Below are 26,250 nucleotides of genomic sequence, written 5' to 3'. Positions count from 1 at the left end.
CCGCGGGGGGGGGGCGCCCGGGATTGTATCGGTGTGCGGGGGCCCCCCCCCCCCCCCCCCACGCCGCGCTAGCAGTTCTCCAGGAAGCGCGACAGGACCCGCGTCCCGAAGTGCAGGCCCTCCACCGGGACCCGCTCGTCCACCCCGTGGGCCATCGCCCGGTACGGGAAGCCCTTCGGCAGCCACAGCGGCGCGAAGCCGTAGCAGTCGATGCCCAGCTGCGCGAACGCCTTCGCGTCCGTCCCGCCACCCAGGCAGTACGGCACCACCACCGCTTCCGGATCCTCCGCCCGCAACGCCGCGGCCATCGCGTCGAACCACGGGGAGTCCACCGGCGCCTGCACCGGCGGCTGGTGCGCGACGAACTCGCGTGTCACGCCCTCGCCGAGCAGTGAGTCCAGCGTGGCGAACAGCGCCTCCTCGGTCCCCGGCAGCACCCGCACGTCCACCTGCGCGGTCGCCGTCGAGGGGATCACGTTCACCTTGTAGCCCGCGTCGAGCATCGTCGGCGTGGTGCTGTTGCGGACCGTCGGCACCACCAGCGCGCCCGCCGGGCCCAGCGCCGCCACCGTCGCGTCCACTCCGTCCGATGAGGACAGATCGACCGGAACACCCAGGGCCGCGCCGGTCCGTTCCAGGAACGCCTGCACCGCCGGGGTCAGCGACACCGGCCACTCGTGCGAGGAGATCCGGTGCAACGCACCCACCAGGCGGGTGACGGCGTTCTCGGCGTTCGGGCGCGAACCGTGCCCGGCCCGGCCGCGGGCGGTCAGCCGGACGTGCGCCGTCCCGCGCTCGGCCGTGCCCACCGGGTACAGGTGCACGTCCCGGCCGTCGGCCGCGGGCACGTGGTAGGTGTAGCCACCCGACTCGCTGATCGCCGCCACACAGCCCTCGAACAACGACGGATGCTCGGCGACCAGCCAGTGCGCGCCCCACTCGCCGCGGTCCTCCTCGTCGGCGACGAACGCCAGCACCAGCTCCCGCCGCGGCCGCACGCCACCGGCCAGCGCCGCCAGCACCATCGCCACGAAGTCCTTCATGTCGGTCGCGCCGCGGCCCCACAGGTAACCGTCGCGCACCTCGCCGGCGAACGGCGGCACCGACCAGTCCGCCGCGTCCGCCGGGACGACGTCCAGGTGCCCCTGCACCAGCAGCGCCGGCAGCGACGGGTCCGTGCCCGGCACCCGGGCGACCACGCTCGCCCGGCCCGGCGCGGCCTCCAGGATCCGCGCCCGGATGCCCAGGCCGTCCAGGAACGCGGCCACGTACTCCGCCGCCGGACGCTCCGGCGACGCGTCGTTGCCCCCGCGGTTGGTCGTGTCGAACCGGATCAGGTCCGCGCACAGCTCGACGACGTCAGCCATAGATACCCTGCACCGCCCCCGCCGCGATCGCCGTGACGACCTTGAACGCCTTCATCGCCTCGGTCATGTTCACCGCGTCGAACCCGACCCGCCGCGTCCCGATCTGCTCCACCGTCGGGATCACCGCCGCCGCCTGCGCGAGGTGGCTGGCGTCGAACTCCACCTCGATGCGGTGCGCGCCCACCCGGCGCTCCTCCCGCCCGGCACGGGCCATCGACTCGGCCGCCGCGCTCGTCAGCAGGTCCGCCGTGCGCGACGGCGGCAGGCAGATCGCCGCGTACCGGCTCACGCACTCCTTCACCGGGACCAGCTCCGCTTCCGGTGCGTAGTCACGGGCGTCGTCGCATGTTTTGTCGTCACCCGAAACGAGCAGGACAGGCACGCCGTACTCCGCGGCCACGCCCGCGTTCAGCCTGCCTTCGCTCGCCGGGACGTCGTCCAGCCACACCCCGGTGATCTGGTTCTCCAGATAGGTGTGGGACAGCACGCCGTCGAACCCCGCGCCCGCGTGGTAGCCGAGGAACACCACCCCGTCCACGCCCGAGTCGATGCCCTGCATCATCGACAGCGGCTTGTGCCGCCCGGTGAGCATCCGCGCCCGCGGATCGAGGTCCTCCAGCAGCAGGTTCCGCTGCGACGAATGCGCCTCGTTGACCAGCACGTCCTCGGCGCCGGCGGCGAACAGCCCGGCCAGCACGGCGTTGACGTCGCCGGTGAACAGCCGCCGGAACCGGTCCCACTGCGGCGAACCGGGCACGACGTCGTCGGTCCAGGTGACGCCGGTGGCGCCCTCCATGTCCGCCGAGATCATGATGCGCATGCCGGGCACTCTAGCCAGCGCACCCGTCGCCCGGACGTGGAATGCCCCACTTCGATTGTCACTCAGCGTGACGACGAAAGGATCGATAACGATCGGACACCTGCCGGGGCGGCAACATATTGCGCGGTTGTCCCGATATGTGGTTACTTCTCGTCCTTGGGGAGGCTCACAAGCGAACGATGGGGTGGTTTTTGGTGCAGTTCCAACGCAGAGCCGGGCGGTTCGCCCGCGCCGGCGCGGTCGCCGCGGCCGCGACACTGGCGGCGATCCCGCTCGCCGTACCCGCGCACGCCCAGCAGGGCAAGGTGCTGCGGGTCGCGCTGACCACCGGCATCGACCACCTCAACCCCTTCACCGCCGTGCTCGCCGCCTCCACGCAGATCGGCCGGTTCACCTACGAGTTCCTCACCGTCCCGGACGCCGCCAAGGCCGAAGCCGCACCCGCGCTCGCCGAGTCCTGGACCCCCTCGGCCGACAAGCTGACCTGGACGTTCAAGATCCGCAGCGGCGTCAAGTGGAGCGACGGCAAGCCGGTGACCGCCAAGGACGCGGCGTTCACCTTCAACCGCATGCTCACCGACGAGGACGCCCGCACCGCCAACGGCAACTACGTCTCCAACTTCGAGACCGTCACCGCCCCCGACGACACCACGCTCGTCATCAAGACCAAGGCCGTGCAGGTCAACATGAACCTGCTCGACGTGCCGATCGTGCCCCAGCACGTCTGGGAGCCGATCAAGGACCTCAAGGACCCCAAGACCGACACCGTCGCCGTCGCGGGCGTCTCCGACGGGCCCTACCAGCTCACCGAGTACAAGCCGAACGAGTACGTCAAGTTCAAGGCGAACAAGGAGTACTGGCGCGGCGCCCCGAAGATCGACGAACTGCAGCTGCTGCAGTTCAAGGACACCGAAGCCGCGGTCAACGCGCTCAAGCAGGGCGAAGTCGACGTCATCAACCGGCTCAACCCCAACCAGTTCGCCGCACTGCAGGGCCAGCAGGGCATCACCACCAACGCCGCACCCGGCCGCCGCTACGACGAGCTGTCCATCAACTTCGGCGTCACCGACAACGCCAACAACCCCATCGGTGACGGCAACCCCGCCCTCAAGGACCTCAACGTCCGCAAGGCGATCGCCCAGGCCGTCGACACCAAGACCATTGTGGACAAGGTGCTCAAGGGCCTCGGCCAGGTCGGCGGCGGCGTCGTCCCCGCCGTCTACCGCGACTACCACTGGGACCCCAGCGACGCCGAGCGCATCAAGTTCGACCTCGCCGCCGCCAACGCCACCCTCGACCAGGCCGGCTACAAGAAGGGCCCCGACGGCGTCCGCACGACCCCCGGTGGCGCGAAGCTGGAACTGCGCCTGACCGGCCACGCCAACCGCAGCTACGACCAGGGCGTCGCCCAGTACGTCACCGGCTGGCTCAAGGACATCGGCATCACCGTCAAGCAGGACCTGACCTCCGACGACGAGCTGTCCGACCGCACCGCCACCGGCAAGTACGACCTCGCCATCGGCGGCTACGGCACCAGCCCCGACCCGGACTACGTGCTCTCCCTGCACACCTGCGCCGCGCGGCCCAGCGCCGACGGCAAGGGCGGCAGCACCGACACGTTCTTCTGCGACGCCCAGTACGACGAGCTCTACCACAAGCAGCTCACCGAAACCGACAACGCCAAGCGCGCCGACTACGTCAAGCAGGCACAGGCCCGGCTCTACAGCCAGATCCCGACCATCGTGCTCGACTACCAGAACGCGCTCGAGGCCTACCGCTCCGACAAGTTCTCCGGCTTCACCACCCAGCCGCAGCCCCAGGGCGCGATTCTCGAGCAGACCGGCTACTGGGGCGTCTACGGCGCCACCCCGGCAGGCACCACCAACGCCGCCGACTCCGGCTCCGGCGGCAACACCGTGCTGTGGATCGTCCTCGGCGCGGTCGTCGTGGTGGTCCTCGTCGGCGGCGGCATCATGATCGGCCGCCGCGGCAAGTCGGCGGAAGACCGCGAGTAGGACATGACCACGCCCGAAGTGGCCGCGGGGGGGGGCCCCCCCCCCCCCCCCCCCCCCCGGCGCCCCCCCCCCCCCCGCGGGGGCGGCCACCGCCCCGTCCCCCCGGGGGGGGGCCCCCCCCCCCCCCCGCGGGGGGGGGGGGCGCCCCCCCCCCCGCCCCCCCCCGCGGCGGGACCGGCACGGCCCGGTTCGTGCTCAAGAAGGTCCTCGAAGCGATCGTCAGCATCGTCCTGGTGATCGTGCTGTTCTTCTTCCTCTTCCGGATGCTGCCCGGCGACCCGGTCGCGGCGATGACCCGCGACCGCGTCACCAGCCCACAGCAGATCGCCGAGCTGCGCGAGAAGATGGGCGTCGACAAGCCCGTCCTCGTCCAGTTCGGCCAGTACTTCTGGGACCTGCTGCACGGCGACCTCGGCGAGTCCCGGCTGCTCAACAACGGCCGCCCGGTCGCCGACATGATCGCCGAACGGCTCTGGCCGACCATCCTGCTCGTCGGCAGCGCCACCCTGCTCGCCGTGCTCCTCGGGCTGTGGCTGGGCATCCGCGCCGCCTGGCGCCGCGACAGCTTCTTCGACCGCTCCCAGACCGGGATCGCGCTGACGCTGTGGTCGGTGCCCCAGTTCTGGCTCGGCCTGATGCTGCTCGTGGTGACCGGCGGCCTGTTCCCCAGCCGCGGCATGCACTCCCCGGACGCCGCACCCGACGTCCTCTCCCAGACCCTCGACGTCCTGCACCACCTGGTGCTGCCGTGCGTGACGCTGCTGGCGGTGTTCTACGCCCAGTACATGCTGATCATGCGGTCGTCGCTGCTGGGGGAGATGAACGCCGACTACCTCACCACCGCCCGCGCCAAGGGCCTGCGCGACGACCTCGTCCGCCGCCGCCACGCCGTCCCCAACGCCCTGCTGCCGACCACCACCCTGGTGTTCATGCAGTTCGGCCAGGTCGTCGCCGGCGCGGTCACCGTCGAGGCCGTGTTCAGCTGGCCCGGCCTCGGCCAGCTCACCTACGACGCCCTGCACGGCCCCGACCTGCCGGTGCTGCAGGGCGTGTTCACCGTGCTGGCGAGCGCGGTCGTGCTGATGAACCTGCTCGCGGACCTGCTCTACCGCGTGCTCGACCCCAGGGTGCGTACCTCATGACCACCGCCGAGACACCCCGGCAGATCGCCTGGGCCCGCCGCCGCGCGTCACTGGCCCGGACCTGGCACGAGTTCGCCGGCCAGCGAGCCGCCCTCGCCGGGCTCGTCCTGCTCGGCGTCACCGTGCTCGTCGCCCTGCTCCTGCCGCTGCTCAGCGACGAAACCGGCCTCGACGTCACCAAGGCCACCGGCGCGCCGCTGTCCCCGCCGAGCGCCGACTTCTGGCTCGGCACCGACAACTTCGGCCGGTCGGTGCTGCTGATGACCGTCTGGGGCACCAGGGTGTCGCTGCTCGTCGGGTTCTCCGCCGCGCTGCTGTCGGTCGTCATCGGCACCCTGATCGGGATCACCGCCGCGCACTTCGGCGGCTGGGTGTCGGCGACGCTGCTGCGGTTCACCGACTTCTTCCTGGTGCTGCCCTCGCTGATCCTCGCGATCGCGCTCTCGGCGGTGCTGCCCAGGGGCGTCGGCACGATCATCCTCGCCATCGGCCTCACCGCCTGGCCCAGCACGGCCCGGCTCGTCCGCGCCCAGACGCTGACCATCGAAAGCCGCCCCTACATCGAACGCGCCCACGCCCTCGGCGGCGGCCACCTGCACATCATCGGCAGGCACGTCCTGCCCGGCGTGATGCCGCTGGTGCTGGCCAACACCACCCTGGTGGTCGGCAACGCCGTCATCGCCGACGCGACCCTGTCGTTCCTCGGCGTCGGCGACCCCAGCTCCGTCACCTGGGGCCTGGTACTGGAAAACGCGCTCAACAACGGCGCCATCAGCCGCGGCGCCTGGTGGAACGTGCTCCCGCCCGGCATCGCCATCGTCCTCGTCGTCCTCTTCTTCACCCTGGTCGGCCGGGGCCTGGAGACCGTGTTCAACCCGAGGTTGAAGAAGTGACCACCCCGCTGCTGCAGCTGAAGGACCTCAACGTCACCTACGCGGTGGGGGACAAGGACGTGCCCGCCGTCCGCGGCGTCGACCTGACCCTCGCCCCCGGCGGCACCCTCGGCGTCGCCGGCGAATCCGGCTCCGGCAAGTCCACCGTCGCCATGAGCGTGCTGCGGCTGCTGCCACGCACCGCCAAGATCACCGGCGAAATCCTCCTCGACGGCGAAGACGTCACCGCCATGAAATGGGGACGGCTGCGCGCGGTCCGCTGGGCCGAGGCGTCGGTGGTGTTCCAGGGCGCCATGCACGCACTCAACCCCGTCCGCAAGATCGGCGAACAGATCGCCGAGCCCATCCGGCTGCACCCACCCGGCGGCAAAGCCCCGACCGACGCCGAGGTCGACGCCCGCGTCGCCGAGCTGCTCACCCAGGTCGACCTGCCCCCGAGCCGGGCAGGCGCCTACCCCCACGAGCTGTCCGGCGGCCAGAAACAACGCGTCATGATCGCCATGGCACTGGCCTGCTCGCCCCGGCTGATCATCGCCGACGAACCGACCACCGCCCTCGACGTCATCGTCCAGGCCCAGGTCCTCGCCCTGCTCTCGCGGCTGGTCGCCGAGCAGGACATCGGCCTGATCATGATCAGCCACGACCTGTCCGTGCTCGCCGCCACCTGCGAACGCATCGCCGTGATGTACGACGGGCAGATCGTCGAAGAAGGCCCCAGCAGCGAGGTCATGGGCTCGCCGCGGCACGAACACACCCGGGCGCTGGCCGCCGCGTTCCCGACCGTCGGGGACCCGGTGTCGCGTTTCGCGCCCGCGACGAGCACTCCGCTGCCGCCCGAGCCACCGGACCGCGTCCCCGGCGAGCCGCTGCTGGTCGCCGAAAACCTGCGCGTGTCCTTCCGCGACCGCACCGGCAAGCGGATCAACGCCGTCGCCGGCGTCGACCTCACGGTGGCCCGCGACGAGATCGTCGCGCTGGTCGGCCAGTCCGGCTCCGGCAAGACCACCCTCGCCCGCACCCTGCTCGGCCTGCAGAAACCCGACTCCGGCGTGGTCCGCTACGCCGGGAAACCGGTGCCGTCGGGCGGGGCCGGGCTCAAGGCGTACCGGCGTCAGGTCCAGCTCGTGCTGCAGGACCCGACGAGCGCGCTGAACCCCGCCCACACGGTGTACGAGGCGGTGGCCGAAGGACCCCGGATCCACCAGCTGGCCGACGAGCGCACGGTCGTCCACCGGGCACTGGAGGCCGCCGAGCTGCGCCCGGCCGAGAAGTACGCCGACCGGCTCCCGCACCAGCTCTCCGGCGGCCAGCGTCAGCGCGTCGTCATCGCCGGGGCACTGGCACTGGAGCCGTCGCTGGTGGTGGCCGACGAACCGGTGGCCTCGCTCGACGCGTCCGTCCGCGGCGAGATCCTGGCGCTGCTGCTGCGGCTGCGCCGCGAGCTGGGCCTGGCGGCACTGGTGATCACCCACGACCTCGGCCTGGCCTGGAACATCGCCGACCGCGTCGCCGTGATGTACCGCGGCGAGCTGGTCGAAACCGGGACGGTGGAGCAGGTCCTGCTCGACCCGCAGCACGAGTACACGAAGTCCCTGCTGGCCGCGTTGCCGGGAGGGACCGCCCAGCGCCGCACCGTCGGTACCTGACCGCCCCACCTCCCGCGAACGTCATGAAAGAGTCGTTCATGACGTCTGGCGTCATGAACGACTCTTTCATGACATCGGCGTCCCGGTGGATCACCCGGAAACCGGCACTGAAGGAAGGCCGCTCGGGCGCGGTGTGTAATCTCCCAACGGAAATGGCGACCACGACCGACCCCGCGCAGACCCCCTCGGCCGGACTGGCCGGGCGGCTTCGCGTGCCCTCGCGATTCCCGTACCGCACGATCGCCATGGGCACGGTCGGGAGCACCCTGCTCATGATCGCCGCGCTCGGGGCGGGCGGCATCCTGATCAAGGACCCCGTCCTCGGGCACGGTCCGCTGTCGTGGGTCCGCTACGGCCACGGGCGCATGCTCGCCAACGCCGTCCTCTACACCGGCTTCGGCCTGGTCGTCTGGGCGTGGGTGCGGCTCGGCCGGTACGTGCTCGCCGGCCGCATCGGCAGCCGCCCGATCCTGGTCGCCGCCGGGTGCTGGATGGCGCCGCTGCTCGTGTCGCCGCCGCTGTTCACCCGCGACGTCTTCTCCTACCTCGGCCAGGGCGCCCAGCTGCTGTACGGGCTCGACCCGTACGCCAACGGCCCCGCCGAGCTGGACGTGCTGCCGAACGTCGTGCAGAACGTCCACCCGCTCTGGCAGACCACACCCGCCCCCTACGGGCCGCTCTTCCTGCTGATCTCCAAGGGCGTCGTCGCCACCACCGGCGACAACATGATCCTCGGCGTCATCCTCATGCGCGTCGTGCTGCTGGCCGGGCTGGCCGGGACGCTGTGGGCGCTCCCGCGGCTGGTCAAGCACCTCGGCGGCAAGCTCCCGGTGGCGCTGTGGCTCGCGGTCGCCAGCCCGATGATGGTGATCCACCTCTTCGGCGGCCCGCACAACGACCTGATGATGCTCGCGTTCCTCACCATCGGCGTCCTGGCCGCACTGGAACGCAAGCACGTGATCTCGGTCGTCCTGGTCACGATCGGCATGCTGATCAAGCCGACCGCCGCGATCGCCCTGCCGTTCATCGTCTGGATGTGGGCCAACCACCTGAGCGGCGAGTCGAAGGTCCGCAACTTCCTGCGCGCCGGAGCGGCGTCGGTGGGGCTGTTCCTGCCCGTGTTCGTCGCCGGGACGTGGCTCTCGCTGGGGTCGCTCAACCTCGGCTGGTGGTCCGGCCTCAAGGCCCCGCAGCTCATCGCCAACTGGCTCAACATCCCGACCGGCATCGGCGAGGTGTTCTACAACCTGGTCCACCTGATCGTGGACGTCCAGGTGTCCCCGTTCGTGACGGTCGCCCGCGCGGCGGGCATGCTCCTGCTGATCGGCTTCGGCATCCGCCAGTGGTGGCTCGCCCGCGGCGGCGGCACCGAGGCGGTCTACCGCGCCGGGATCTCGCTGCTGGCGGTGGCGATCCTCATGCCGCCGACCCTGCCGTGGTACCTGACCTGGGGTTTCGTGCTGCTGTCGGCGTTCCGGTGGCAGCCCCGCCACCTGGCACTGGTGGTGGCGGTTTCGGTGTTCGTGACGCTGGTCTACTACCCGACGGGCGAGCAGGCCCTCTACGACTGGTGGTTCATCGCCGGGGTCGTGCTGGCCAGCCTCTACTCGGCGGCCTCCCTGCTGCGCCCGGACCCCCTCGGCCTCATCGACGCCTGGCGGCGGCCGGAGAAGTTCCTCCGCGACTGAACCTTCGGTCAGGACCCGGACCAGCCGCTCCAGGTGTGCACCTCGGTGACCACCACCGCGTGCTGCGGCGGCCGGTCCCGGTACTGCTCGTACTTCGCCACCAGCCACGACACCGGCTCCGCGCCCGGCGGCTCCACCCGCGCCACCCCGTCCGCGCGCACCCACCACAGCTGCGACCAGTCCTCCGCATAGCCGTCGGCCAGGAAACACACCGCCGGGTTCGCGGCGATGTTCGCCAGCCGCCGCAGCTTCACCGAGGACTTCGGCTTGTGGTCCACGGCGAACACCACCACGTCGCCGCGGACCGCGAACGTCACCGGCACCAGATGCGGCACCCCGGACGCCGACACCGTCGCCAGCCGGGCCACCCGCGCCGCGGCGAACCGGGCGCGGGCCTCCTCGGGCGTCATGACAGCGCTGGGGAGCCGAACGTCAGCGTCCCCAGGTCCGCGTCCAGTGTCGCTTCGACGCCCAGCGGCAACGTCGGGGACGACGCCACGTGCCCGAAGCCGAACTCCTCCACCATCGGCACCTCCAGCGGACCCAGCCGCTCCAGCAGCAGCGCCCGCACCTGTGCCGGGTCGCCGCACGCCGCCCAGGAACCCAGCACGATGCCGCGGACGCCGTCGAACCAGCCGCTGCGCAGCAGCTGCGTCAGCATCCGGTCCAGCCGGTACACGCTCTCCGTCACGTCCTCCAGCAGCACGATCGCGTCCCGCGCCGAACCGTGCTCGCGCGTGCCGATCCCGGCCGCCAGCAGCGACAGGTTGCCGCCGGTCAAGATCCCCGACGCCCGGCCCGGCACCAGCGGCGCCCCGCCCCGGACCACCAGGTTGCGTTCCGGCTCGAACAGCGACCGCCGCAGGTGCTCCACCGCGAAGTCGTCGAACAGCACGCTCGCCGGCATCGGGGAGAACAAACTGGACAGTCCCAAGTGGACATCCACCGCCCGGTGCAGTGCCGTGATGTCCGACGACCCGGCCAGCACCTTCGGCCCCGCCGCCCGCAACGCCGCCCAGTCCACCAGGTCCAGCATCCGCTGCACCCCGTAGCCGCCCCGCGCCGCCAGCACGCACCGCACTCCGGGATCCAGCCACGCCTCGGTGAACTCCGCCGCCCGCGCCGCGTCCGGCGCCGACAGGTACGCCGGTGTCCCCGGCTCCGCCCGCACACACGGCCCGACCCGCACCTCGACACCCCAGCCGCGCAGCACCGGCAGGGCCTTCTCCAGCAGGTCCGCCGGGACCGGACCGGCAGGCGCCACCACCGCCAGCGTGTCGCCCGCCCGCAACCGCGGCGGCCTCACCGCGACAGCTCCAGCCGCGCCACACCCGGCGTCTCGAACCCGAACACCTGGCCGTAGAACGACAACTCCGCTTCCAGCGCGGCCACGATCGTCGACGCCTGCCGGAACCCGTGCTGCTCGCCGGGAAACCGTTGGTACGCATAGGGAATTCCCCGCCCGGCCAGCCCGGCGACGAACCGGTCCGCCTGCTCCGGCGGGCAGATCCGGTCCTCCAGGCCCTGCTGGAACAGCACCGGCCCGGCCAGCGACGCCGCGTTCGCCAGCGGCGAGCGCTCCACGTACCGCTGCTTCGCCGCCGGCAACGGCCCGACCAGCCCGTCCAGATAGCGCGACTCGAAGTCGTGCGTGTCGGCGACCCACCCGGCCAGGTCCAGCACCGGGTACATCACGGTGCCCGCCCGGTAGGTCTTCGTCGTCGTCAGCGACGCCGCCGCGGTGAACCCGCCCGCACTGCCCCCGCGGATGCCCAGCCGCTCGCCGTCGGCCAGCCCGGCCGCCACCAGCGCCTCGGCCACCGCCACGCAGTCGGCCACGTCCACCACGCCCCACTGCTCCCGCAGCCGCTCCCGGTAGGCCCGCCCGAAGCCCGTCGACCCGCCGTAGTTCACCGCCGCCACGGCGAAACCGCGGCTGGTGAAGTACGCGATGTCCAGATCCAGCTGGGCGAAACGCTGCCCGGTCGGCCCGCCGTGGACGTCCACCAGCAGCGGCGGCCGCGTACCCTCGGGCGCGGCGAAGTCCGGATTCCGCGGCGGGTAGAAGACCGCCGGCACCGTCTCGCCGTCGGCCGTGGAGAACAGCCGCTCCTGCGGCTCGGGCAGGTACGCCGCGGGCAGCTCCGGCTGCGGCGTCAGGTCCGTCAGCACCCCGCTGCCGAACGCGTAGTGCACCACCGCGGCCTCCCGGACCGGGCCCGCCGCCACTCCCGCGACGCCGTCGCCGTGCACCGCGAGCCCGGCCGACGACCACGCCGTCAGCTCCCCGGCCACCGGCGTCACCGACCCGTCCGCCTCGTCCAGCACCGCCAGCCTGCCCGAGGCCAGCACCGCGTGCCGCCCGCCGCCCAGCGGGACGAACCAGCGCGACCCCGGCTTCCACAGCGGCCCGCCGACCTCCCGCTCCACCGGCGCCAGGTTCACCACCGACCCGTCGAGGCCGATCCGGTGCAGGTTCCACCAGCCGTCCGGGTCCAGCAGCGCCAGCAGCGCCGACGGCGTCTCCCACTCCACCTGGCACACCGAGACGTCCGGGCCGCCGGCCAGCACCCGGTGCGGCCCGAACGACCCGTCCGCCGCGATCGGCGCCACGCACAGCTCGGTGCCGTCCCACGGCATCAGCGGGTGGTCCCAGCCGAACCAGGCCGCGTGCCGCCCGTCCGGCGACAGCTTCGGGACGGTCAGGAAGTGGTGGCTCGCCGCCAGCACCCGCTCGCCACCGCCGTCCACGGCGATGGCGACCAGCTCCCGCTCGACGTCGGACGGCCGCGGCCCGGTACTGCGCTCGCGTACCGCCCACACCTCACCCGGCCGCCCGGCGTGCAGGTCGCCGTAGCGGACGCCCTGCGGCTCGGCGGGGGACGGCGTGAGCGGCACGACGCCGGTTTCGCGCAGAGCGTAAACCCGCTGATCGGCCCAGTGCGTGAACACGACGACACCGTCGGCGACCGCCCACGGCCGCCCGCCGTACTCGTGCAGCCGGTTCCGGACGTTCCACGGCGCGGGCAGCACGTCCTCCGTTCCGCCGGGCACGGCCCGCACCAGGGCGACGCGGCCCTGCTCAGCGGGCCGCGCCTCGGCCCACCACACTTCGTCGCCGACGGCGTCGAGCCACTGCGGGCCACCACCGGCGGCGGCCGCCTCGGCGGCGGTGATGGGCGAAGACCAGGTTCCGTACGGGGAGATCCGAGACACGCCCCCGAGGCTAGCGCCCGCGAACCATGGGGCGGCGGATGCCGATCATGCGCCGGTGGCCTAGGGTCGGTGGTGCTATGTCTCGCGTAATCCACGTCTTCCGCCAGCCGGATCGGTTCGTCGCCGGCACCGTCGGCGAGCCCGGCGATCGCACGTTCTACCTCCAGGCGTCCGAGGACGTGCGCACGATCAGCGTCACGATCGAAAAACAGCAGGTCGTCGTCCTCGCCGAGCGGCTCAGCTCGCTGCTGGAGGAGGTCGCCAGCCGCTTCGGCGCCGACGTGCCCGAGGAGGTCCCCGAGGACCTCGTCGACGTCGACCCCCTCACCGTCCCGGTCGAGGAGGAGTTCCGCGTCGGCACCATGGGCCTGGGCTGGGACGCCGACAGCAGCGCGGTCGTCATCGAACTGCTCGCCATCACCGAGGGCGAGGTCGACGAAACGGTCGTGCTCGACGACACCGAGGAGGGCCCGGACGCCGTCCGCGTCTTCCTCAGCCCCGCCGCCGCCCGCGCCTTCGCCGAGCGCGCCGACCGCGTCGTCAACGCCGGCCGCAAGCCCTGCCCGCTCTGCGGCGAGCCGCTCGACCCGACCGGGCACATCTGCCCGCGGCAGAACGGCTACCGGCGCGACACCGACGCGGGCGAAGACTGACCATGGCGAGCACCCCCGCGAGACACCCCGATCCGGCCGACCCGGCGTCCCGCGAGCTCGTCACCCACGGCCGGATCGACGTCGAAGGCCGCCTCGTCGACGCCTCCAACGTCACGCTGTTCTGCGCCATCGAGCTCGACGGCGTCACCGGACAGGTCGTCTACAAGCCGGTGTCGGGGGAGCGGCCGCTGTGGGACTTCCCCGACGGCACCCTCGCCGGGCGCGAGGTCGCCACCGCGATCATCGCCGAGACCGCGGACCTCGGCGCGATCCCGCCGACCGTGCTGCGCAACGGGCCGTTCGGCCCCGGCATGGTCCAGCTGTGGGTGGAGACCACCGAGGACGACCTCGTCGACGTCATCGCCCCCGACGAGGTTCCCGACGGCTGGCGGCCGGTGCTGCACGCCCACGACCGGCTCGGCGAGCCCGCCGTGCTGGCCCACGCCGACCACCCCGGGCTGCGCGACCTGGCCGTGCTCGACATCGTCGTCAACAACACCGACCGCAAGGGCGGGCACCTGCTGGCCGGCGTCGACGGCCGCGTCTACGGCGTCGACCACGGCATCTGCCTGCACACCGACCCGAAGCTGCGGACCGTGCTGTGGGGCTGGATCGGCGAGCCGGTGCCGCCGGACACCGTCGAGAAACTGCGCAAGCTGCGCTCGGAGATCGACGGCGGCCTCGGCAAGGCCCTCGCCGAACACATCACCAGGGCCGAGGTCCGCGCGCTGGCCGAGCGCACCGACCTGCTGCTGGCCGAGGGCATCTTCCCCGAGCCCGGCGACGACTGGCGGGCGATCCCGTGGCCCCTCTTCTGATCGACGACGCCGCACGCGCCCGGCTCGTCGACCGCTTCGGCGCCGAGCTGGCCGAGCCGTGGTGCGACACGCTGCCGGACCTGGTCGCGCGGCTCACCGCGAAGTGGGGGCTGGAGGTCCGCGAAGCCCGGCCCGGCAACACCGGCCGCACCCTGCTGTGCACCGGCCGCGGTGGTGACCTGCAGGTTCTGAAACTCACGCCGGACCCGGAGGTCGCGCGGCTGGAGTTCACCGGGCTGAGCGCCTGGGCCGGGTGCTCCCGCGTCGTCCAGATCCTCGACGCCGACCTCGACGCCCACGCCATCCTCCTCGAAGGCCTGGTCCCCGGGACCGAGCTGTCCGGCCGGGACGTCCCGTGGGCCGAGATCGGCGACCTGCTGGACCAGCTGCACAGCGTCGAGCCCCACGGCGTGACCCGGCGGCTGGCCGACGGCATCGAGTTCATCTTCGACCTGGCCGAACGCCGCCGCCGCGAGTCCCCGGCCGCGGAGTTCCTGAGCGCCGAAGTCCTGGCGAACGGCCGTGCGCGGGCGCTCGAACTCGCCACCAGCGGCCCGGTCGCGCTGCTGCACGGCGACCTCCACCCCGCCAACGTGCTCGACGCCGGACCCGGCCGCGGTCCCGTCGCGATCGACCCGCGCCCCGGCCTCGGCGACCCCGCACTCGACACCGTCGACTGGGTGTTCATCCCGATGACACAGGGCGGCACGATCGACGACGGCATCGCCGCCCTCGCCCCGTACGTGACGGATTTCGACGCCGAGCGCGTCCGCGCCTGGTGTGTTGCGATGGCTCCGCTGGTGGCGCTCCCGTCGCTGCGCCGCGGCGAGCGGACACCGTTCACCGACGCCGTCCTGCAACTCGCGCGCTGACGGCGTGGCGGTCACCCGCCGGAGTCGCCGCGGCCGATAGTCCATCCATGCCCCCGCCGCCGCCCTCAACGGAGAAGCTGCGCTTCGCTGCTACTTTCTTGGTCGTGCGCTCCCATTCGTATGACGACGTGCTCGCCGGCCCGCGCCGCAAGAAGGTGCCGGAGGTGCCCGCCGAACCCGGTCTCGTGGTCGAGGACCCGGTCAGCGGCTACTGCGGCGCCGTGGTGAAAATCGAGTACGGCAACGTCGTGCTCGAAGACGCCAAGGGCCGCCACCGCGTGTTCCCGCTCGCCCCCGCCGGGTTCCTCCTGGAAGGCAAGCCGGTCACGCTCGTGCCGGTCAAGGCCGCGGCGAAGGCGCCGGCCCGGCAGATCTCGGCGTCCGGTTCGGTCCGCGTCGAAGGCCTGAAGGCCCGCGTCGCCCGCGACTCGCGGATCTGGGTCGAGGGCAAGCACGACGCCGAGCTGGTCGAACGCGTCTGGGGCCACGACCTGCGCGTCGAAGGCGTCGTCGTGGAACCGCTCGACGGCGTCGACGTGCTCGCCGACCGGATCGCCGAGTTCGGCACCGGTCCCGGCCGCCGCCTCGGCGTGCTGGTCGACCACCTCGTCCCCGGCAGCAAGGAGTCCCGGCTGGTCGAGGCCATCCGGGACGAGAACGTCCTGGTCACCGGGCATCCCTACATCGACGTCTGGGAGGCCGTGCGGCCCGCCGCCGTCGGTATCGACGCCTGGCCGCGGATCCCGCGCGGCACCGAGTGGAAGCAGGGGATCTGCGACGCGCTCGGCTGGGGGCAACCTTTCGAAGGCTGGCAACGTGTCCTCAGCGGAGTGAGCAGTTTCCGCGACCTCGAGACCCCGCTCATCGGGGCCGTGGAACGGCTCATCGACTTCGTCACCGAACCGGCGGAAGAGGGCTGAATGTCTGATTTGTCCAAGGTCACGCGTCGATCACGTCCCGTCACTGTGCCGGTGCGAACCGGCGCGATCTGAGAGCATGAAGTCATGGCTTGGGCATTGGTCTGGTTGATCGTCGGCATCGCCCTGATGATCGCCGAAGTCGTCTCCGGCGACTTCGTGCTGATCATGCTCGGGGTCGGCGCGCTGTTCGGCGCCGGGGCCGAGGTGCTCACCGGGAACGTCTTCGTCGACGTCGCCGTGTTCGCCGTCGCCTCGGTCGGCATGCTCATGCTGGTCCGCCCGGCACTCAAGCGGCGGTTCCTCGCCGGGCCCACCCACCACACCGGCATCGAGGCGCTGATCGGCGCCCGCGCCGTCGTGGTGTCCACAGTGGACCACGAGGCCGGTCAGGTGAAGCTGGCGGGCGACGTCTGGTCGGCCCGCAGCATGTCCGAGCACCTGCCGCCCATCCAGCCCGGCACCCCGGTGACCGTCGTCGAGATCTCCGGCGCCACCGCCGTCGTGTCGGCCGAGCCGTGAGCCTCGGATTCGTCGTCGTCCCCGAGGGCCGGGCGGCGGTGATCGAACGCGGCGGGCGGTTCCGCACGGTGCTCGGCCCCGGACGGCACCTCGTGCTCCCGTTCGCCGACCGGGTCCGCGCCCGCGTCGACCTCGGCGAGCAGATCCTGTCCGCCCCGCCGCAGCCGGTCGAAGCCGGCGACGGGCGGGAAGTCCTCATCGGCTACGAAGTCGTCTTCGCGGTGGCCGACCCGCGCCTGGCCACCTACGAGATCGCCGATCCGGCGTCGGCGATCGACCGGCTGACCCGCACCGCGCTGCGGCAGGAAGCCGGCCTGACCACCGCCGAGCGCGCCGTCACCGCACCAGGGGACCTGCACCGTACAGTGTGGACGGTCCTGCACGACACCACCGCCCGCTGGGGCATCGCCGCGAAGGAGCTCGAGCTCACGGTGAGCCCGCCCGCGGCACCCGGAACGCCGTCAACCGCGCAAGAATGGTACTAGGTAAGGGGATGTTCTCTTGACCGGATTTGTGATCGGCCTGGTCATAGCCTTGGCCTTGCTCGTGATCATCACGATAGCCAAGGCGGTCATGGTGGTGCCGCAGGCGCAGTCGGCCGTGATCGAGCGGCTCGGCCGGTTCCGCACGGTCGCCTCGCCCGGCCTCAACATCCTCGTGCCGTTCCTGGACAAGGTGCGTGCCCGGATCGACCTGCGCGAGCAGGTCGTCTCGTTCCCGCCGCAGCCGGTGATCACCGAGGACAACCTGACGGTGTCGATCGACACCGTCGTGTACTTCCAGGTCACCGACTCGCGTGCCGCGGTGTACGAGATCTCCAACTACATCGTCGGTGTCGAGCAGCTGACCACCACCACGCTGCGCAACGTGGTCGGCGGCATGAGCCTCGAGCAGACCCTGACCTCCCGCGACTCGATCAACAGCCAGCTGCGCGGCGTGCTCGACGAGGCCACCGGCCGCTGGGGCATCCGCGTCGCCCGCGTCGAGCTGAAGGCGATCGACCCGCCGCCGTCCATCCAGGACTCGATGGAGAAGCAGATGCGCGCCGACCGCGAGAAGCGCGCCATGATCCTCACCGCCGAAGGCCAGCGGGAATCGGCGATCAAGACCGCGGAAGGCCAGAAGCAGAGCCAGATCCTCGCCGCGGAAGGTGCCCGCCAGGCCACCATCCTCGCCGCCGAGGCCGAGCGGCAGTCCCGGATCCTGCGTGCCCAGGGTGAACGCGCCGCGCGGTACCTGCAGGCACAGGGCCAGGCGAAGGCGATCGAGAAGGTGTTCGCCGCGATCAAGGCAGGCCGCCCGACCCCGGAGGTGCTGGCCTACCAGTACCTGCAGACGCTGCCGCAGATGGCACAGGGCGACGCGAACAAGGTCTGGATGATCCCCAGCGACTACGGCAAGGCCCTCGAAGGCTTCGCCCGCGCACTCGGCGCCCCCGGCGACGACGGCGTGTTCCGCTACGAGCCGCCGAAGGAGGACGTCCCGGACAAGCCCGACCTCGAGGACGAAGAGGTCGCCAGCTGGTTCGAGACCAAGAGCGACCCGAAGGTCGCCGAGGCGGTCGCGGCCGCGGAAGCGGTGGCCCGCAAGGAGGTCCCGGCGATCGGCGAGTCGTCGGCACCGTCCCGGCCGTCGATCCCGCGCCCGTCCGCGCAGCGTCCGCCGTCCCCGGACGAGGACGAGGAACGCGGCACCGAGGCGACGCCCGCCCCGCAGCAGCCGTCGACGCCGCAGAGCGGGCTGCCGCAACCGCAGGCCCCGGCGGGACCGCCCCCGGGCGGCCAGTACCAGGGCCCGCCTCCGCAGGGTCCGCCGCCGGGCCAGTTCGGCGGCCCCCAGGGCGGCCCGCCGCAGAACCCGGGCAGCGGTCCGTTCCCGCAGCAGCCCCCGTTCGGTGGCCCGCGCCGCTGACTTCTTGTCCGTGAATGGCACATTGAGGGACTTCAAGTCCGTCAATGTGCCATTCACGGCTTTTGGCCGAGCGTGTCGTCCGGCCGGCGCGGTCAGGTTCGGCGGTAGACCGTGGCGTCATCGATGTCCGCCTTCGAGCGGTCGCGGAGCACGAGCACGCAGATCACCGTGATCACCGCCGCCACGATGATGTAGACCGAAATCGCGTACGGCGTTCCCGTCTGGTGCAGCAGCCACGTCGCCAGCAGCGGTGCCGGGCCGCCCGCGAACACCGAGGCCAGCTGGTAGCCCAGGCCTGCGCCGCCGTAACGCAGGTGCGTCGGGAAACTCTCGCCGATCAGGGCCGCCTGCGGGCCGTACTGCAGTGCGTGCGGGACGAACGACACCACGACCGCCCCGAACACCAGTGCGTGGCTGCCGTGCGCCAGGATCGTGAAGTACGGGAACGCGATCACGCCCGTCAGGACCGCTCCGCACAGGTAGACCCGCTTGCGGCCGAAGCGGTCCGACAGCGCCGAGAAGAACGGGATCAGGGCCAGCTCGCACGCCGCCCCGACCAGGACCGCGTTGAGCACGAACGTCTTGCTGAACTCGTGGCGGGCCACGACGTAGATCAGCACGTAACTGGTGAACAGGTAGAACGGCATCTGCTCGCTGAACCGGACACCCGCCGACAGCAGGATCTCGCGCCAGTGGTGGCGGATCGCGTCGAGCACCGGCGTGCGCGCGGTCCGGCGGTTCTCGACGAGCTTGGCGAACATCGGCGTCTCGAGGATCTTCAGCCGGATCACCAGGCCGACCGCGACGAGCACGAGACTGGCCAGGAACGGCAGCCGCCAGCCCCACGAGTCGAACGCGGCGGGGGAGAGGGTCGCCGACAGCAGCGTCATCCCGCCGGTCCCCAGCACCAGCCCGACCGGGACGCCGATCTGCGCGAAACTGCCCAGCAGGCCACGCTTGCGCTGGTCGCCCCACTCCATCGCCAGCAGCACCGAGCCGCTCCACTCGCCGCCGATCGCGATGCCCTGCACCAGCCGCAGCAGCACCAGGATCAGCGGCGCGGCGATCCCGATCGCCGACGTCCCGGGCAGCATCCCGACCAGGCCGGAGGAGATGCCCATCAGCAGCAGCGTGACGATCAGCGTCGCCTTCCGGCCGATCCGGTCACCCCAGTGCCCGAAGATCGCGGCCCCGACCGGGCGCGCGGCGAACCCGACCGCATACGTCGCGAACGACTGCATGGCGCCCGCGTACGCGCTCGACGCGGGGAAGAACAGGTGCGGGAAGACCAGCGCCGCCGCGGTGTTGTAGAGGAAGAAGTCGTACCACTCGATCGTCGTGCCGATGGCGCTCGCCAGCGCCGCCCGCCGTACCTGTACCCGTCCGGACCTGCTGTCCGGCGCCACCTTGTGGGTGACGCCCTTGTCTCCCAGCACCATCTCGCAACACCTCCGGTGACCGATGTCACACAACAGTGTGACGCTCGTCGACGGATCTGGCGACCGTGCAAAAACTTGCCGATCTGGAAACTTTGCAGATTCGGCACGTTTCTGTACGGTGGCGTCATGGACGGTCTGCGGGAACGCAAGAAGCACGAGACACGCATCGCGCTGAGCTGGGCGGCGATCCGGCTGACCGTCGAACGCGGGTACGACAACGTCCGCATCGAGGACATCGCCGCCGAAGCCGGGGTGTCCACCCGCACCTTCAGCAACTACTTCGGCAGCAAGGGCGAAGCCATCGTCGCCCGCCACCACGATCGCGCCCGCGCGATCGCCGCCGCCCTGCGGGAACGCCCGGCAGGCGAACCGATCTGGGAGGCCGTCACCCAGGCCGCGCTCGCGGGGTACGCGCTCGGCGAGCCGGTCCCCACCGGGCAGGCGGCCGACCAGTCGTGGCTGGAAGGGCTGCGGCTGATGGTCGCCGAACCGGCACTGCAGGGCGAATTCCAGAAGGCCGGTGCGGCCGCCGAGGCCGAGTTCGCCGCCGCCGTCGCCGAACGCACCGGCACCGATCCCGTCACCGACGTCTACCCGCGGCTCGTCGCGGCCGTCGTCGGCGCCGCCCTCAACACCGTCACCCAGCAGTGGCTCGTCGGCGAGCCGTCGCGGTCCCTCGAAGACCTCCTGCGGGACGTCTTCGGCCGGCTCGCCGCCGGCCTGCCCGAACCGCGCTAGACCGTCCTTTCCCGACGAACGCCCGCAGGCCGGGCTGCTTCGCCGTGCCCGAGAACCGCCGTACAGCAAGGAGTTCCGTCATGGAAGACGTCGTCATCGCCGGTGCCGGGCCCAACGGCCTCATGCTCGCCTGCGAACTCGCCCTGGCGGGTGTCCGCCCGCTGGTCCTGGAACGGCTGCCCGAACCGGCCAACGAGAACCGCGCCAACGGCCTCGTCGGCCAGGTCGTCCGCCTCCTCGACCGCCGCGGGCTGCACGAGCGGCTCGCCGGGCCGATCGGCCCGCCGGTTCCCGCGTTCGTCTTCGGCGCGATGCGCCTGGACCTCACGCTCGCCGACCCCAACCCGCTGCACATCCTTGGCGTGCCGCAGCGGCAGGTCGAAGCAATGCTCAACGCGCGAGCCGCCGAGCTGGGTGTCGAGATCCGCCGCGGGCACGCGCTCACCGGCCTGACCCAGGACGCCGACTCCGTCACCGTCGACGTCGACGGCCCCGGCGGCGGATACCGCCTCACCGCCCGGTTTCTCGTCGGCGCGGACGGCGGCCGCAGCGCCACCCGCAAGCTCGCCGGGATCGATTTTCCCGGCGTCACCGACGATCGCACCGTCTCCCGCACCGCGCACGCCACCGTGCCCGCGGAGCTGACCGATCCCCGGTCCGGCGGCCTGCGCGTGCCGGGACACGGCGTCATCCCGCCGTTCTTCCATTACCGCACCGAAACCGGCCTGTTCGTCTACGCGCCGTTCCCTGCCGGCCCGCTCATCAGCACGACGGAATGGTCCAATGAGGAGGAAGCCGGCGACGAGACACCGCTGACGCTCGACGAGCTGCGCGCCAGCGCCCGGCGCGTCCTCGGTTTCGACCTGCCCCTCGGCCCGCCGGAGGGCGACGGCCCGCACCAGCTGCGCCGGTTGCGTGGCGGCAACACCCGGCTGGCCGAACGCTTCCGCGACGGACGCGTGCTGCTGGTCGGCGACGCGGCGCACGTCCACTCCGCGATCGGCGGGCCGGGGCTCAACCTCGGCCTCCAGGACGCGGCGGGCCTCGGCTGGAAACTCGCCGCCGAGCTGCACGGCTGGGCGCCCGCGGGCCTGCTCGACACCTACGAGCGCGAACGCCGCCCGGTCGCCGAGCGCGTCGTCATGCACACCCGGGCCCAGGCCGCGCTGATCGCGCCCGGCGGCAACGTCACGGCGTTGCGCGAACTGTTCGGCGAACTGCTCGCCCTGCCCTCCACGGTGCAGCACATCGCCGACCTGATGTCCGGCGCCGACATCCGGTACGAGCCGGGCACCGACCACCCGCTCGACGGCCGGTGGGCCCCGGACCTGGTGCTGGACAACGGAATCCGGCTCGCCGAGCTGACCAGGACGGCGCGGCCGCTGCTGCTGGACTTCACCGGCTCGCTCGGTGACGACGTGCGGGGCTGGGCCGACCGCGTCGACCTCGTCACCGGAAAGGCCGACGGTGCGGCGACGGCGTTGCTCGTCCGCCCCGACGGTTACGTGGCCTGGGCGACCAGTGCGGCGGAGCCGGACGAGGACGACCGCAAGGCCCTGCGCGCGGCCCTCGAACGGTGGTTCGGCCACCCTCTTGACGTGTAGGAAATCTCCTACGTATTGTTTCCGGCATGACCATCACCCACGTGCAGTTCCTGACCCTGCCCGTCGCCGACCACGCCCGCGCGCGGGACTTCTACGTCGGCAAGCTCGGCTTCGAAGCACTCGTCGACCGCCGCACGCCCGAGGGCGGGCGGTTCGTGATGGTCGCGCCGAAGGGGGCGAAGACCGGCGTGGTCCTGACCGACCAGCAGGTCACCGGGACCGCCGGGGGGCCGCGGCACTTCCAGCTGCAGTCGACCGACCTCGACGCCGACGTCGCCGCGCTGCGGACCGCCGGCGTCGAGGTCGCCGACCCGCAGGCGTGGCCGTGGGGCCGCGCGACGTCGTTCCGGGATCTCGACGGGCACGTCGTCGGGCTGCTCGAGCCGTCGGACTTCGGGGCCGTGCCGCGCTGATGCCGGTCAACGACGACGTCTTCGCCGCGCTGGCCAGCCCGGCCCGGCGCGAAGTCCTGCGGCTGCTGCTCGACGGCCCGATGCCCGCCGGCGCGATTGCCGAGCGGTTCGCGATGGCCCGGCCCAGCCTGTCGGAACACCTGCGGGTGCTGCGGGAGGCGGGCCTGGTCACCGAGCAGCGGGAGGGCCGCAACCGCGTCTACCGCCTGGACGCGGCGCCGCTCGAAGAGGTGGCGGAGTGGCTCACGCCGTACGAGCGGTTCTGGCGCGGCAAGCTGGCCAACCTGCGTGACCTGCTGGACGAGGAGGACCTGTGACCGACGACGACCCGTCGGCCGTCCACGTCGACCAGTTCCTCGCCCACCCGCCGCGCAAGGTGTGGCGCGCGCTGACCGAGCCGGACCTGCTGGAACGCTGGCTGAACATGCCCAACGACATCCGGCCCGTGGCCGGGCACCGGTTCACGCTGCTGGCGGAGCCGGTCCCGGCGGCGGGGTTCGCGGGCGGCCCGGTGGACTGCGAGGTCCTCGACGTCGAGCCGGAGCGCCTGCTCAGCATCCGCTGGGGTCCGCAGTGGACGGTCACCTGGCGGCTGGTGCCCGAGGGCACCGGCACCCGGCTGTTCCTCAGCCACGAAGGCTTCGACCCGGACGACGAGTTCCAGCGCGTTTCGCGGCGGATCATGGGCGGTGGCTGGCGGTCCCGCGTGCCGCGGGCGCTCGCGCGGCTGCTGGACACGCTGCCCGACCCGGCCCCGTTACGATCGGACGGTGACTTCCGCCGCTGAGCCCGAAGCGCCGAAACCCCTGCGCGCCGACGCCCGGCGCAACCGGGCCCGCGTGCTGGAGGCGGCCGAGAGCGTGTTCGCCGCCAAGGGCACCGGCGCACCCACCGAAGAGGTCGCCCGCGCGGCCGGCGTCGGGATCGGCACGGTGTTCCGGCACTTCCCGACCAAGGAGGCACTGCTGGAGGCGGTGCTCTTCAACCGGCTGCGCCGGTTCGTGGAGGAGGCCGAAGCGACCGTCGAGGCGGACTCGGCCGACCCGGGCGCCGCGTTCTTCGCGTTCCTCACCAGCTGGGTCGAGATGTCCAGCGCGAAGAACGCCTACTTCGAGGCACTGACGGCGGCGGGGATCACGGTCCCGGTGTCGAAGTCCGAGATCGGCGCCCGCCTGATGAAGGCACTCGCCGTGCTCCTGGCGCGGGCGAAGGCCGCGGGTGCGGTGCGCGAGGACCTGGCGGCGGGCGAGCTGATCCCGGTGATCATCGGAGTGGCCCGGGCGGCGGAGTACGCGGGCCCGGACGCCCAGCTGCGCGACCGGGCCGTGGCCATCCTGTTCGACGGCCTGCGCCCCTCGGCAGGACTGACGGGTCTGCCGCAGCCGTCGTGAGTGGTAATGAGGGTTAGAACGCTCATTGCCACTCACGACAAGCCGCGGCAGATCCCCTCAGCGGGAGAGCGGCACTGAGCCGACCGGCTCCAGCGTCGGGCGCTTCGGGGTGAGCGTGTCACCCGAGGACTCGCCTCGCAGCCTCCGCCCGATCCACGGCAGTGCGTGCTCCTGGGCCCACCGCAGGTTCTGGCTGCGGCGCTGGGCCGGGCTCAGCACGTCCCGCGGTCCCAGCTCGGTGGGGGCCAGCGCATGCCCGACACCCAGGACGTCCAGCACCGCGATGGCGACCTCGGTGTGGCCGAGCGCGTTGAGGTGCAGCCGGTCCGGTGCCCACCGCCGCCGGTCGCGCAGCTGCCGCATCGACCACAGGTCGACCAGCAGGGCGCCGTGGCGGGCGGCGATGCCGCGGACGTGCTCATTGTAGATCGCCACGCGGCCGCGGATCGTGCGGAACAGCGGGTCCTCGACGCCGTCGACGCCGGTGAACAGCACCAGGCGGGCGCCGGTCGCGCGGATCCGGGCGACCGCGGCTTCGTAGGCGTCCATCAGCCCGTCGATGTCGACCTTCGGGCGCATCAGGTCGTTGCCGCCGGCGTAGAGGGTGACGAGGTCGGGCGCCATCGCCAGCGCGGGTTCGAGCTGCTCGGCCAGCACCTGGGGCAGCAGCTTGCCGCGGATGGCCAGGTTGGCGTACCGGAACTCCGGGTCGTGCCCGGCGAGCTGCTCGGCGGTGCGGTCGGCCCAGCCACGCACACCGTGCGGGGCCGCCGGGTCGTCGTCCCCGACGCCTTCGGTGAACGAGTCACCCAGGCTGACTAAGCGCTTAGTCTGCATGCGCCGATCATAGCCCCAGCAGCGCGAGCAGAGCCTGTGGCCGGTGCAGCGGGACGATGTGACCGCAGTCCTCGAGGACGTGTCCGGTGAGATCGTCGGCGATCGGGCGGAGCTGACGTTCCAGTGCCGCCCCCACCGGATGGGCGCCGATCGCCATCGTCGGGACCGTCAAGCGGGCCGTGGCGACCGCCTGCTCGATCTGGGCCGCGCTCTCCGGAAGCGCCCGGTAGTAGGCGAACGCGCAGCGCAACGCCTCGCGGCCGGTGTAGGCGCGGACGAAAGCGTCCCGGATCGCGGGCCGCACGCCCTCGCCGAGGGTGCCGGTGTGCAGGAACCAGTCGACGTATTCGGCCTCGTGACCGTCCAGCACCGTCTCGGCGAGGCCGGGCACGGCGTGGAAGCCGAACCACCACGGCGGGCCGCCCGCAAGGAAGTCCTCCGCGCCGGGCAGCCTGCCCAGCAGGGACTCCATGACGACCAGGCGCCGCACGAGGCCGGGGTGGCGCAGGGCGAGGAGGAACGCCGGCGGGGTGCCCGCGTCGATGCCCACCACCGCGGCCTCGGTCTCGCCGAGTGCGGTGAGCAGTGCGGCGGCGTCCTCGGCCAGGGTGCCCGCGTCGTATCCGGTGGCGGCCCGGCTGCTCGCGCCGAAGCCACGCAGGTCCGGCGCGATGACGCGGTAGCGGCCGGACAGCCCGGCGATGACGTCCGTCCACAGCTCCCACGTGTGCGGGAAGCCGTGCAGCAGCAGGACTGCCGGGCCGGACCCCGCCACGGCGACGTTCAGCTCGACCCCGTTGACGGTGACGCGGCGCAGCTCGGGCATGCGGAACTCCTGGTGGTGAGGGAAGGTGGGGTTCAGGTGGCCGATGACCTGGCCGCGTGCTCGGCCAGCCCGGCCGCCATCGTCTGCATGAACCGGTGCAGGTACCGCCGCAGAAACCAGCGCATGCCCCAGCGCGCCGAAAACGTGCCGTGCCACCGGATGCTCGTGCCGCCGCCGGGCCGGGGCGTCAGCTCGATCGCCGCCCGGTAATCGGACAGCTGCGGGTTTTCCACGCCCTCGTAGGCGAACCGGCGTTCCGGCTCCAGCTCGGTGATCCGCTCCCTGGTGACGACCTTGCCGGTGCGGAACGCCCGCACTGCGCCGACGCCGTCGCGGCGGTCGGGGGACAGGCCGGACGATTCGGCCGTCTCCAGTGCGTCGATCGGGGACCAGTCCGGCCAGCTGTGCGGGTCGAGCAACAGGGCCCACACGGCCGGGGGCGGGGCCGCGGATTCCGCGGTGACGTCGTAGGACTGCCGGTTCATGATCGTCACGCTAGGGCCGCCGCCCGCCGGAGCCCAT

General features: G+C 72.1%; 27 protein-coding genes. 18 read left to right on the top strand and 9 right to left on the bottom strand.

Going from position 1 to position 26,250, the window contains the following annotated elements; genetic code table 11:
• Positions 1-68: 68 nt before the first annotated feature.
• Complete coding sequence (locus tag ABJI51_RS31305; protein ID WP_348954642.1) at positions 69-1,367, bottom strand: M20/M25/M40 family metallo-hydrolase; 1,299 nt, start codon at positions 1,365-1,367, stop codon at positions 69-71.
• The gene (locus tag ABJI51_RS31300) at positions 1,360-2,187 is read right to left on the bottom strand and encodes a M55 family metallopeptidase (RefSeq protein ID WP_348954641.1); all 828 of its coding nucleotides are present in this window, start codon (positions 2,185-2,187) and stop codon (positions 1,360-1,362) included. The genes ABJI51_RS31305 and ABJI51_RS31300 overlap by 8 nt, the downstream gene beginning before the upstream one ends.
• A 179-nt stretch (positions 2,188-2,366) precedes the next feature.
• On the opposite strand from ABJI51_RS31300, the gene ABJI51_RS31295 reads away from it, so the two are divergent.
• The 5 genes from ABJI51_RS31295 (at position 2,367) to mptB (ending at position 9,571) form a co-directional block, all read left to right on the top strand.
• Positions 2,367-4,202: an ABC transporter substrate-binding protein gene (locus ABJI51_RS31295; RefSeq protein ID WP_348954640.1), complete on the top strand. Its 1,836-nt coding sequence runs from the start codon at positions 2,367-2,369 to the stop codon at positions 4,200-4,202.
• Positions 4,203-4,393: 191 nt separating this feature from the next.
• Positions 4,394-5,344, top strand: a complete 951-nt coding sequence (locus ABJI51_RS31290; RefSeq protein WP_348954639.1) for an ABC transporter permease — start codon at positions 4,394-4,396, stop codon at positions 5,342-5,344.
• Positions 5,341-6,237 carry an ABC transporter permease gene (locus ABJI51_RS31285; protein WP_348954638.1) on the top strand — a complete coding sequence of 299 codons (897 nt, stop codon included), beginning with the start codon at positions 5,341-5,343 and terminating at the stop codon, positions 6,235-6,237. Before ABJI51_RS31290 ends, ABJI51_RS31285 begins: the two co-directional genes overlap by 4 nt.
• On the top strand, positions 6,234-7,883 hold the full coding sequence (gene nikE, locus ABJI51_RS31280) for a nickel ABC transporter ATP-binding protein NikE (RefSeq protein ID WP_348954637.1): 1,650 nt from the start codon (positions 6,234-6,236) through the stop codon (positions 7,881-7,883). The genes ABJI51_RS31285 and nikE overlap by 4 nt, the downstream gene beginning before the upstream one ends.
• 152 nt (positions 7,884-8,035) lie before the next feature.
• The gene (gene mptB, locus ABJI51_RS31275) at positions 8,036-9,571 is read left to right on the top strand and encodes a polyprenol phosphomannose-dependent alpha 1,6 mannosyltransferase MptB (protein ID WP_348954636.1); all 1,536 of its coding nucleotides are present in this window, start codon (positions 8,036-8,038) and stop codon (positions 9,569-9,571) included.
• A gap of 8 nt (positions 9,572-9,579) precedes the next feature.
• On the opposite strand, the gene ABJI51_RS31270 is transcribed toward mptB, so the two are convergent.
• From ABJI51_RS31270 to ABJI51_RS31260, 3 genes are read right to left on the bottom strand one after another with little or no spacing between them, the layout of a single operon-like run.
• Positions 9,580-9,981, bottom strand: a complete 402-nt coding sequence (locus ABJI51_RS31270) for a TIGR03668 family PPOX class F420-dependent oxidoreductase (protein WP_348954635.1) — start codon at positions 9,979-9,981, stop codon at positions 9,580-9,582.
• Positions 9,978-10,877 (bottom strand): S66 peptidase family protein, encoded by a 900-nt coding sequence (locus tag ABJI51_RS31265; protein ID WP_348954634.1) that lies wholly within the window; start codon positions 10,875-10,877, stop codon positions 9,978-9,980. The genes ABJI51_RS31270 and ABJI51_RS31265 overlap by 4 nt, the downstream gene beginning before the upstream one ends.
• Positions 10,874-12,787, bottom strand: coding sequence for a prolyl oligopeptidase family serine peptidase (locus ABJI51_RS31260; RefSeq protein WP_348954633.1), 1,914 nt, complete (start codon positions 12,785-12,787; stop codon positions 10,874-10,876). Before ABJI51_RS31260 ends, ABJI51_RS31265 begins: the two co-directional genes overlap by 4 nt.
• 77 nt (positions 12,788-12,864) lie before the next feature.
• On the opposite strand from ABJI51_RS31260, the gene ABJI51_RS31255 reads away from it, so the two are divergent.
• From ABJI51_RS31255 to ABJI51_RS31225, 7 genes are all read left to right on the top strand, one after another.
• On the top strand, positions 12,865-13,440 hold the full coding sequence (locus ABJI51_RS31255; protein WP_348954632.1) for a DUF3090 domain-containing protein: 576 nt from the start codon (positions 12,865-12,867) through the stop codon (positions 13,438-13,440).
• A gap of 2 nt (positions 13,441-13,442) precedes the next feature.
• The gene (locus tag ABJI51_RS31250; protein WP_348954631.1) at positions 13,443-14,258 is read left to right on the top strand and encodes an SCO1664 family protein; all 816 of its coding nucleotides are present in this window, start codon (positions 13,443-13,445) and stop codon (positions 14,256-14,258) included.
• Positions 14,243-15,130 carry an aminoglycoside phosphotransferase family protein gene (locus tag ABJI51_RS31245; protein ID WP_348954630.1) on the top strand — a complete coding sequence of 296 codons (888 nt, stop codon included), beginning with the start codon at positions 14,243-14,245 and terminating at the stop codon, positions 15,128-15,130. The genes ABJI51_RS31250 and ABJI51_RS31245 overlap by 16 nt, the downstream gene beginning before the upstream one ends.
• 104 nt (positions 15,131-15,234) lie before the next feature.
• Positions 15,235-16,050, top strand: a complete 816-nt coding sequence (locus tag ABJI51_RS31240; protein ID WP_348954629.1) for a DUF3097 domain-containing protein — start codon at positions 15,235-15,237, stop codon at positions 16,048-16,050.
• A gap of 84 nt (positions 16,051-16,134) precedes the next feature.
• Complete coding sequence (locus ABJI51_RS31235; protein ID WP_348954628.1) at positions 16,135-16,569, top strand: NfeD family protein; 435 nt, start codon at positions 16,135-16,137, stop codon at positions 16,567-16,569.
• Complete coding sequence (locus ABJI51_RS31230) at positions 16,566-17,054, top strand: SPFH domain-containing protein (RefSeq protein ID WP_348954627.1); 489 nt, start codon at positions 16,566-16,568, stop codon at positions 17,052-17,054. Before ABJI51_RS31235 ends, ABJI51_RS31230 begins: the two co-directional genes overlap by 4 nt.
• A gap of 88 nt (positions 17,055-17,142) precedes the next feature.
• Positions 17,143-18,480: an SPFH domain-containing protein gene (locus tag ABJI51_RS31225; RefSeq protein ID WP_431605677.1), complete on the top strand. Its 1,338-nt coding sequence runs from the start codon at positions 17,143-17,145 to the stop codon at positions 18,478-18,480.
• Positions 18,481-18,572: 92 nt separating this feature from the next.
• On the opposite strand, the gene ABJI51_RS31220 is transcribed toward ABJI51_RS31225, so the two are convergent.
• On the bottom strand, positions 18,573-19,919 hold the full coding sequence (locus ABJI51_RS31220) for an MFS transporter (protein WP_348954625.1): 1,347 nt from the start codon (positions 19,917-19,919) through the stop codon (positions 18,573-18,575).
• Between the two features lie 126 nt (positions 19,920-20,045).
• Here ABJI51_RS31220 and ABJI51_RS31215 point away from each other — a divergent pair, with 126 nt between their 5' ends.
• The 6 genes from ABJI51_RS31215 (at position 20,046) to ABJI51_RS31190 (ending at position 24,065) form a co-directional block, all read left to right on the top strand.
• Positions 20,046-20,657, top strand: a complete 612-nt coding sequence (locus ABJI51_RS31215) for a TetR/AcrR family transcriptional regulator (protein ID WP_348954624.1) — start codon at positions 20,046-20,048, stop codon at positions 20,655-20,657.
• Between the two features lie 80 nt (positions 20,658-20,737).
• Positions 20,738-22,261: an FAD-dependent monooxygenase gene (locus ABJI51_RS31210; RefSeq protein WP_348954623.1), complete on the top strand. Its 1,524-nt coding sequence runs from the start codon at positions 20,738-20,740 to the stop codon at positions 22,259-22,261.
• A gap of 26 nt (positions 22,262-22,287) precedes the next feature.
• Entirely contained in the window at positions 22,288-22,674 is a 387-nt protein-coding gene (locus tag ABJI51_RS31205; RefSeq protein WP_348954622.1) for a VOC family protein, read from the top strand.
• Complete coding sequence (locus ABJI51_RS31200) at positions 22,674-22,991, top strand: metalloregulator ArsR/SmtB family transcription factor (RefSeq protein WP_348954621.1); 318 nt, start codon at positions 22,674-22,676, stop codon at positions 22,989-22,991. Before ABJI51_RS31205 ends, ABJI51_RS31200 begins: the two co-directional genes overlap by 1 nt.
• A complete protein-coding gene (locus ABJI51_RS31195) occupies positions 22,988-23,461 on the top strand; it encodes an SRPBCC family protein (RefSeq protein ID WP_348954620.1) in 474 nt (157 codons plus the stop codon). Before ABJI51_RS31200 ends, ABJI51_RS31195 begins: the two co-directional genes overlap by 4 nt.
• Complete coding sequence (locus ABJI51_RS31190) at positions 23,445-24,065, top strand: TetR/AcrR family transcriptional regulator (RefSeq protein WP_348954619.1); 621 nt, start codon at positions 23,445-23,447, stop codon at positions 24,063-24,065. Before ABJI51_RS31195 ends, ABJI51_RS31190 begins: the two co-directional genes overlap by 17 nt.
• Positions 24,066-24,122: 57 nt before the next feature.
• Here the strand turns inward: ABJI51_RS31190 and ABJI51_RS31185 are convergent, their stop codons facing one another.
• The 3 genes from ABJI51_RS31185 to ABJI51_RS31175 are packed head-to-tail and all read right to left on the bottom strand — an operon-like array spanning position 24,123 to position 26,213.
• Positions 24,123-24,902: an SGNH/GDSL hydrolase family protein gene (locus ABJI51_RS31185; RefSeq protein ID WP_348954618.1), complete on the bottom strand. Its 780-nt coding sequence runs from the start codon at positions 24,900-24,902 to the stop codon at positions 24,123-24,125.
• A gap of 7 nt (positions 24,903-24,909) precedes the next feature.
• On the bottom strand, positions 24,910-25,728 hold the full coding sequence (locus ABJI51_RS31180; protein ID WP_348954617.1) for an alpha/beta fold hydrolase: 819 nt from the start codon (positions 25,726-25,728) through the stop codon (positions 24,910-24,912).
• A 32-nt stretch (positions 25,729-25,760) separates the two neighbouring features.
• Positions 25,761-26,213, bottom strand: a complete 453-nt coding sequence (locus ABJI51_RS31175; protein ID WP_348954616.1) for an SRPBCC family protein — start codon at positions 26,211-26,213, stop codon at positions 25,761-25,763.
• Between the last annotated feature and the right edge of the window lie 37 nt (positions 26,214-26,250).

This window comes from Amycolatopsis melonis (assembly GCF_040064235.1).
Taxonomy (GTDB): domain Bacteria; phylum Actinomycetota; class Actinomycetes; order Mycobacteriales; family Pseudonocardiaceae; genus Amycolatopsis; species Amycolatopsis melonis.
The sequence above is the reverse complement of the archived record's forward strand: the minus strand, read 5'-3'. Positions and strand labels throughout refer to the sequence as shown.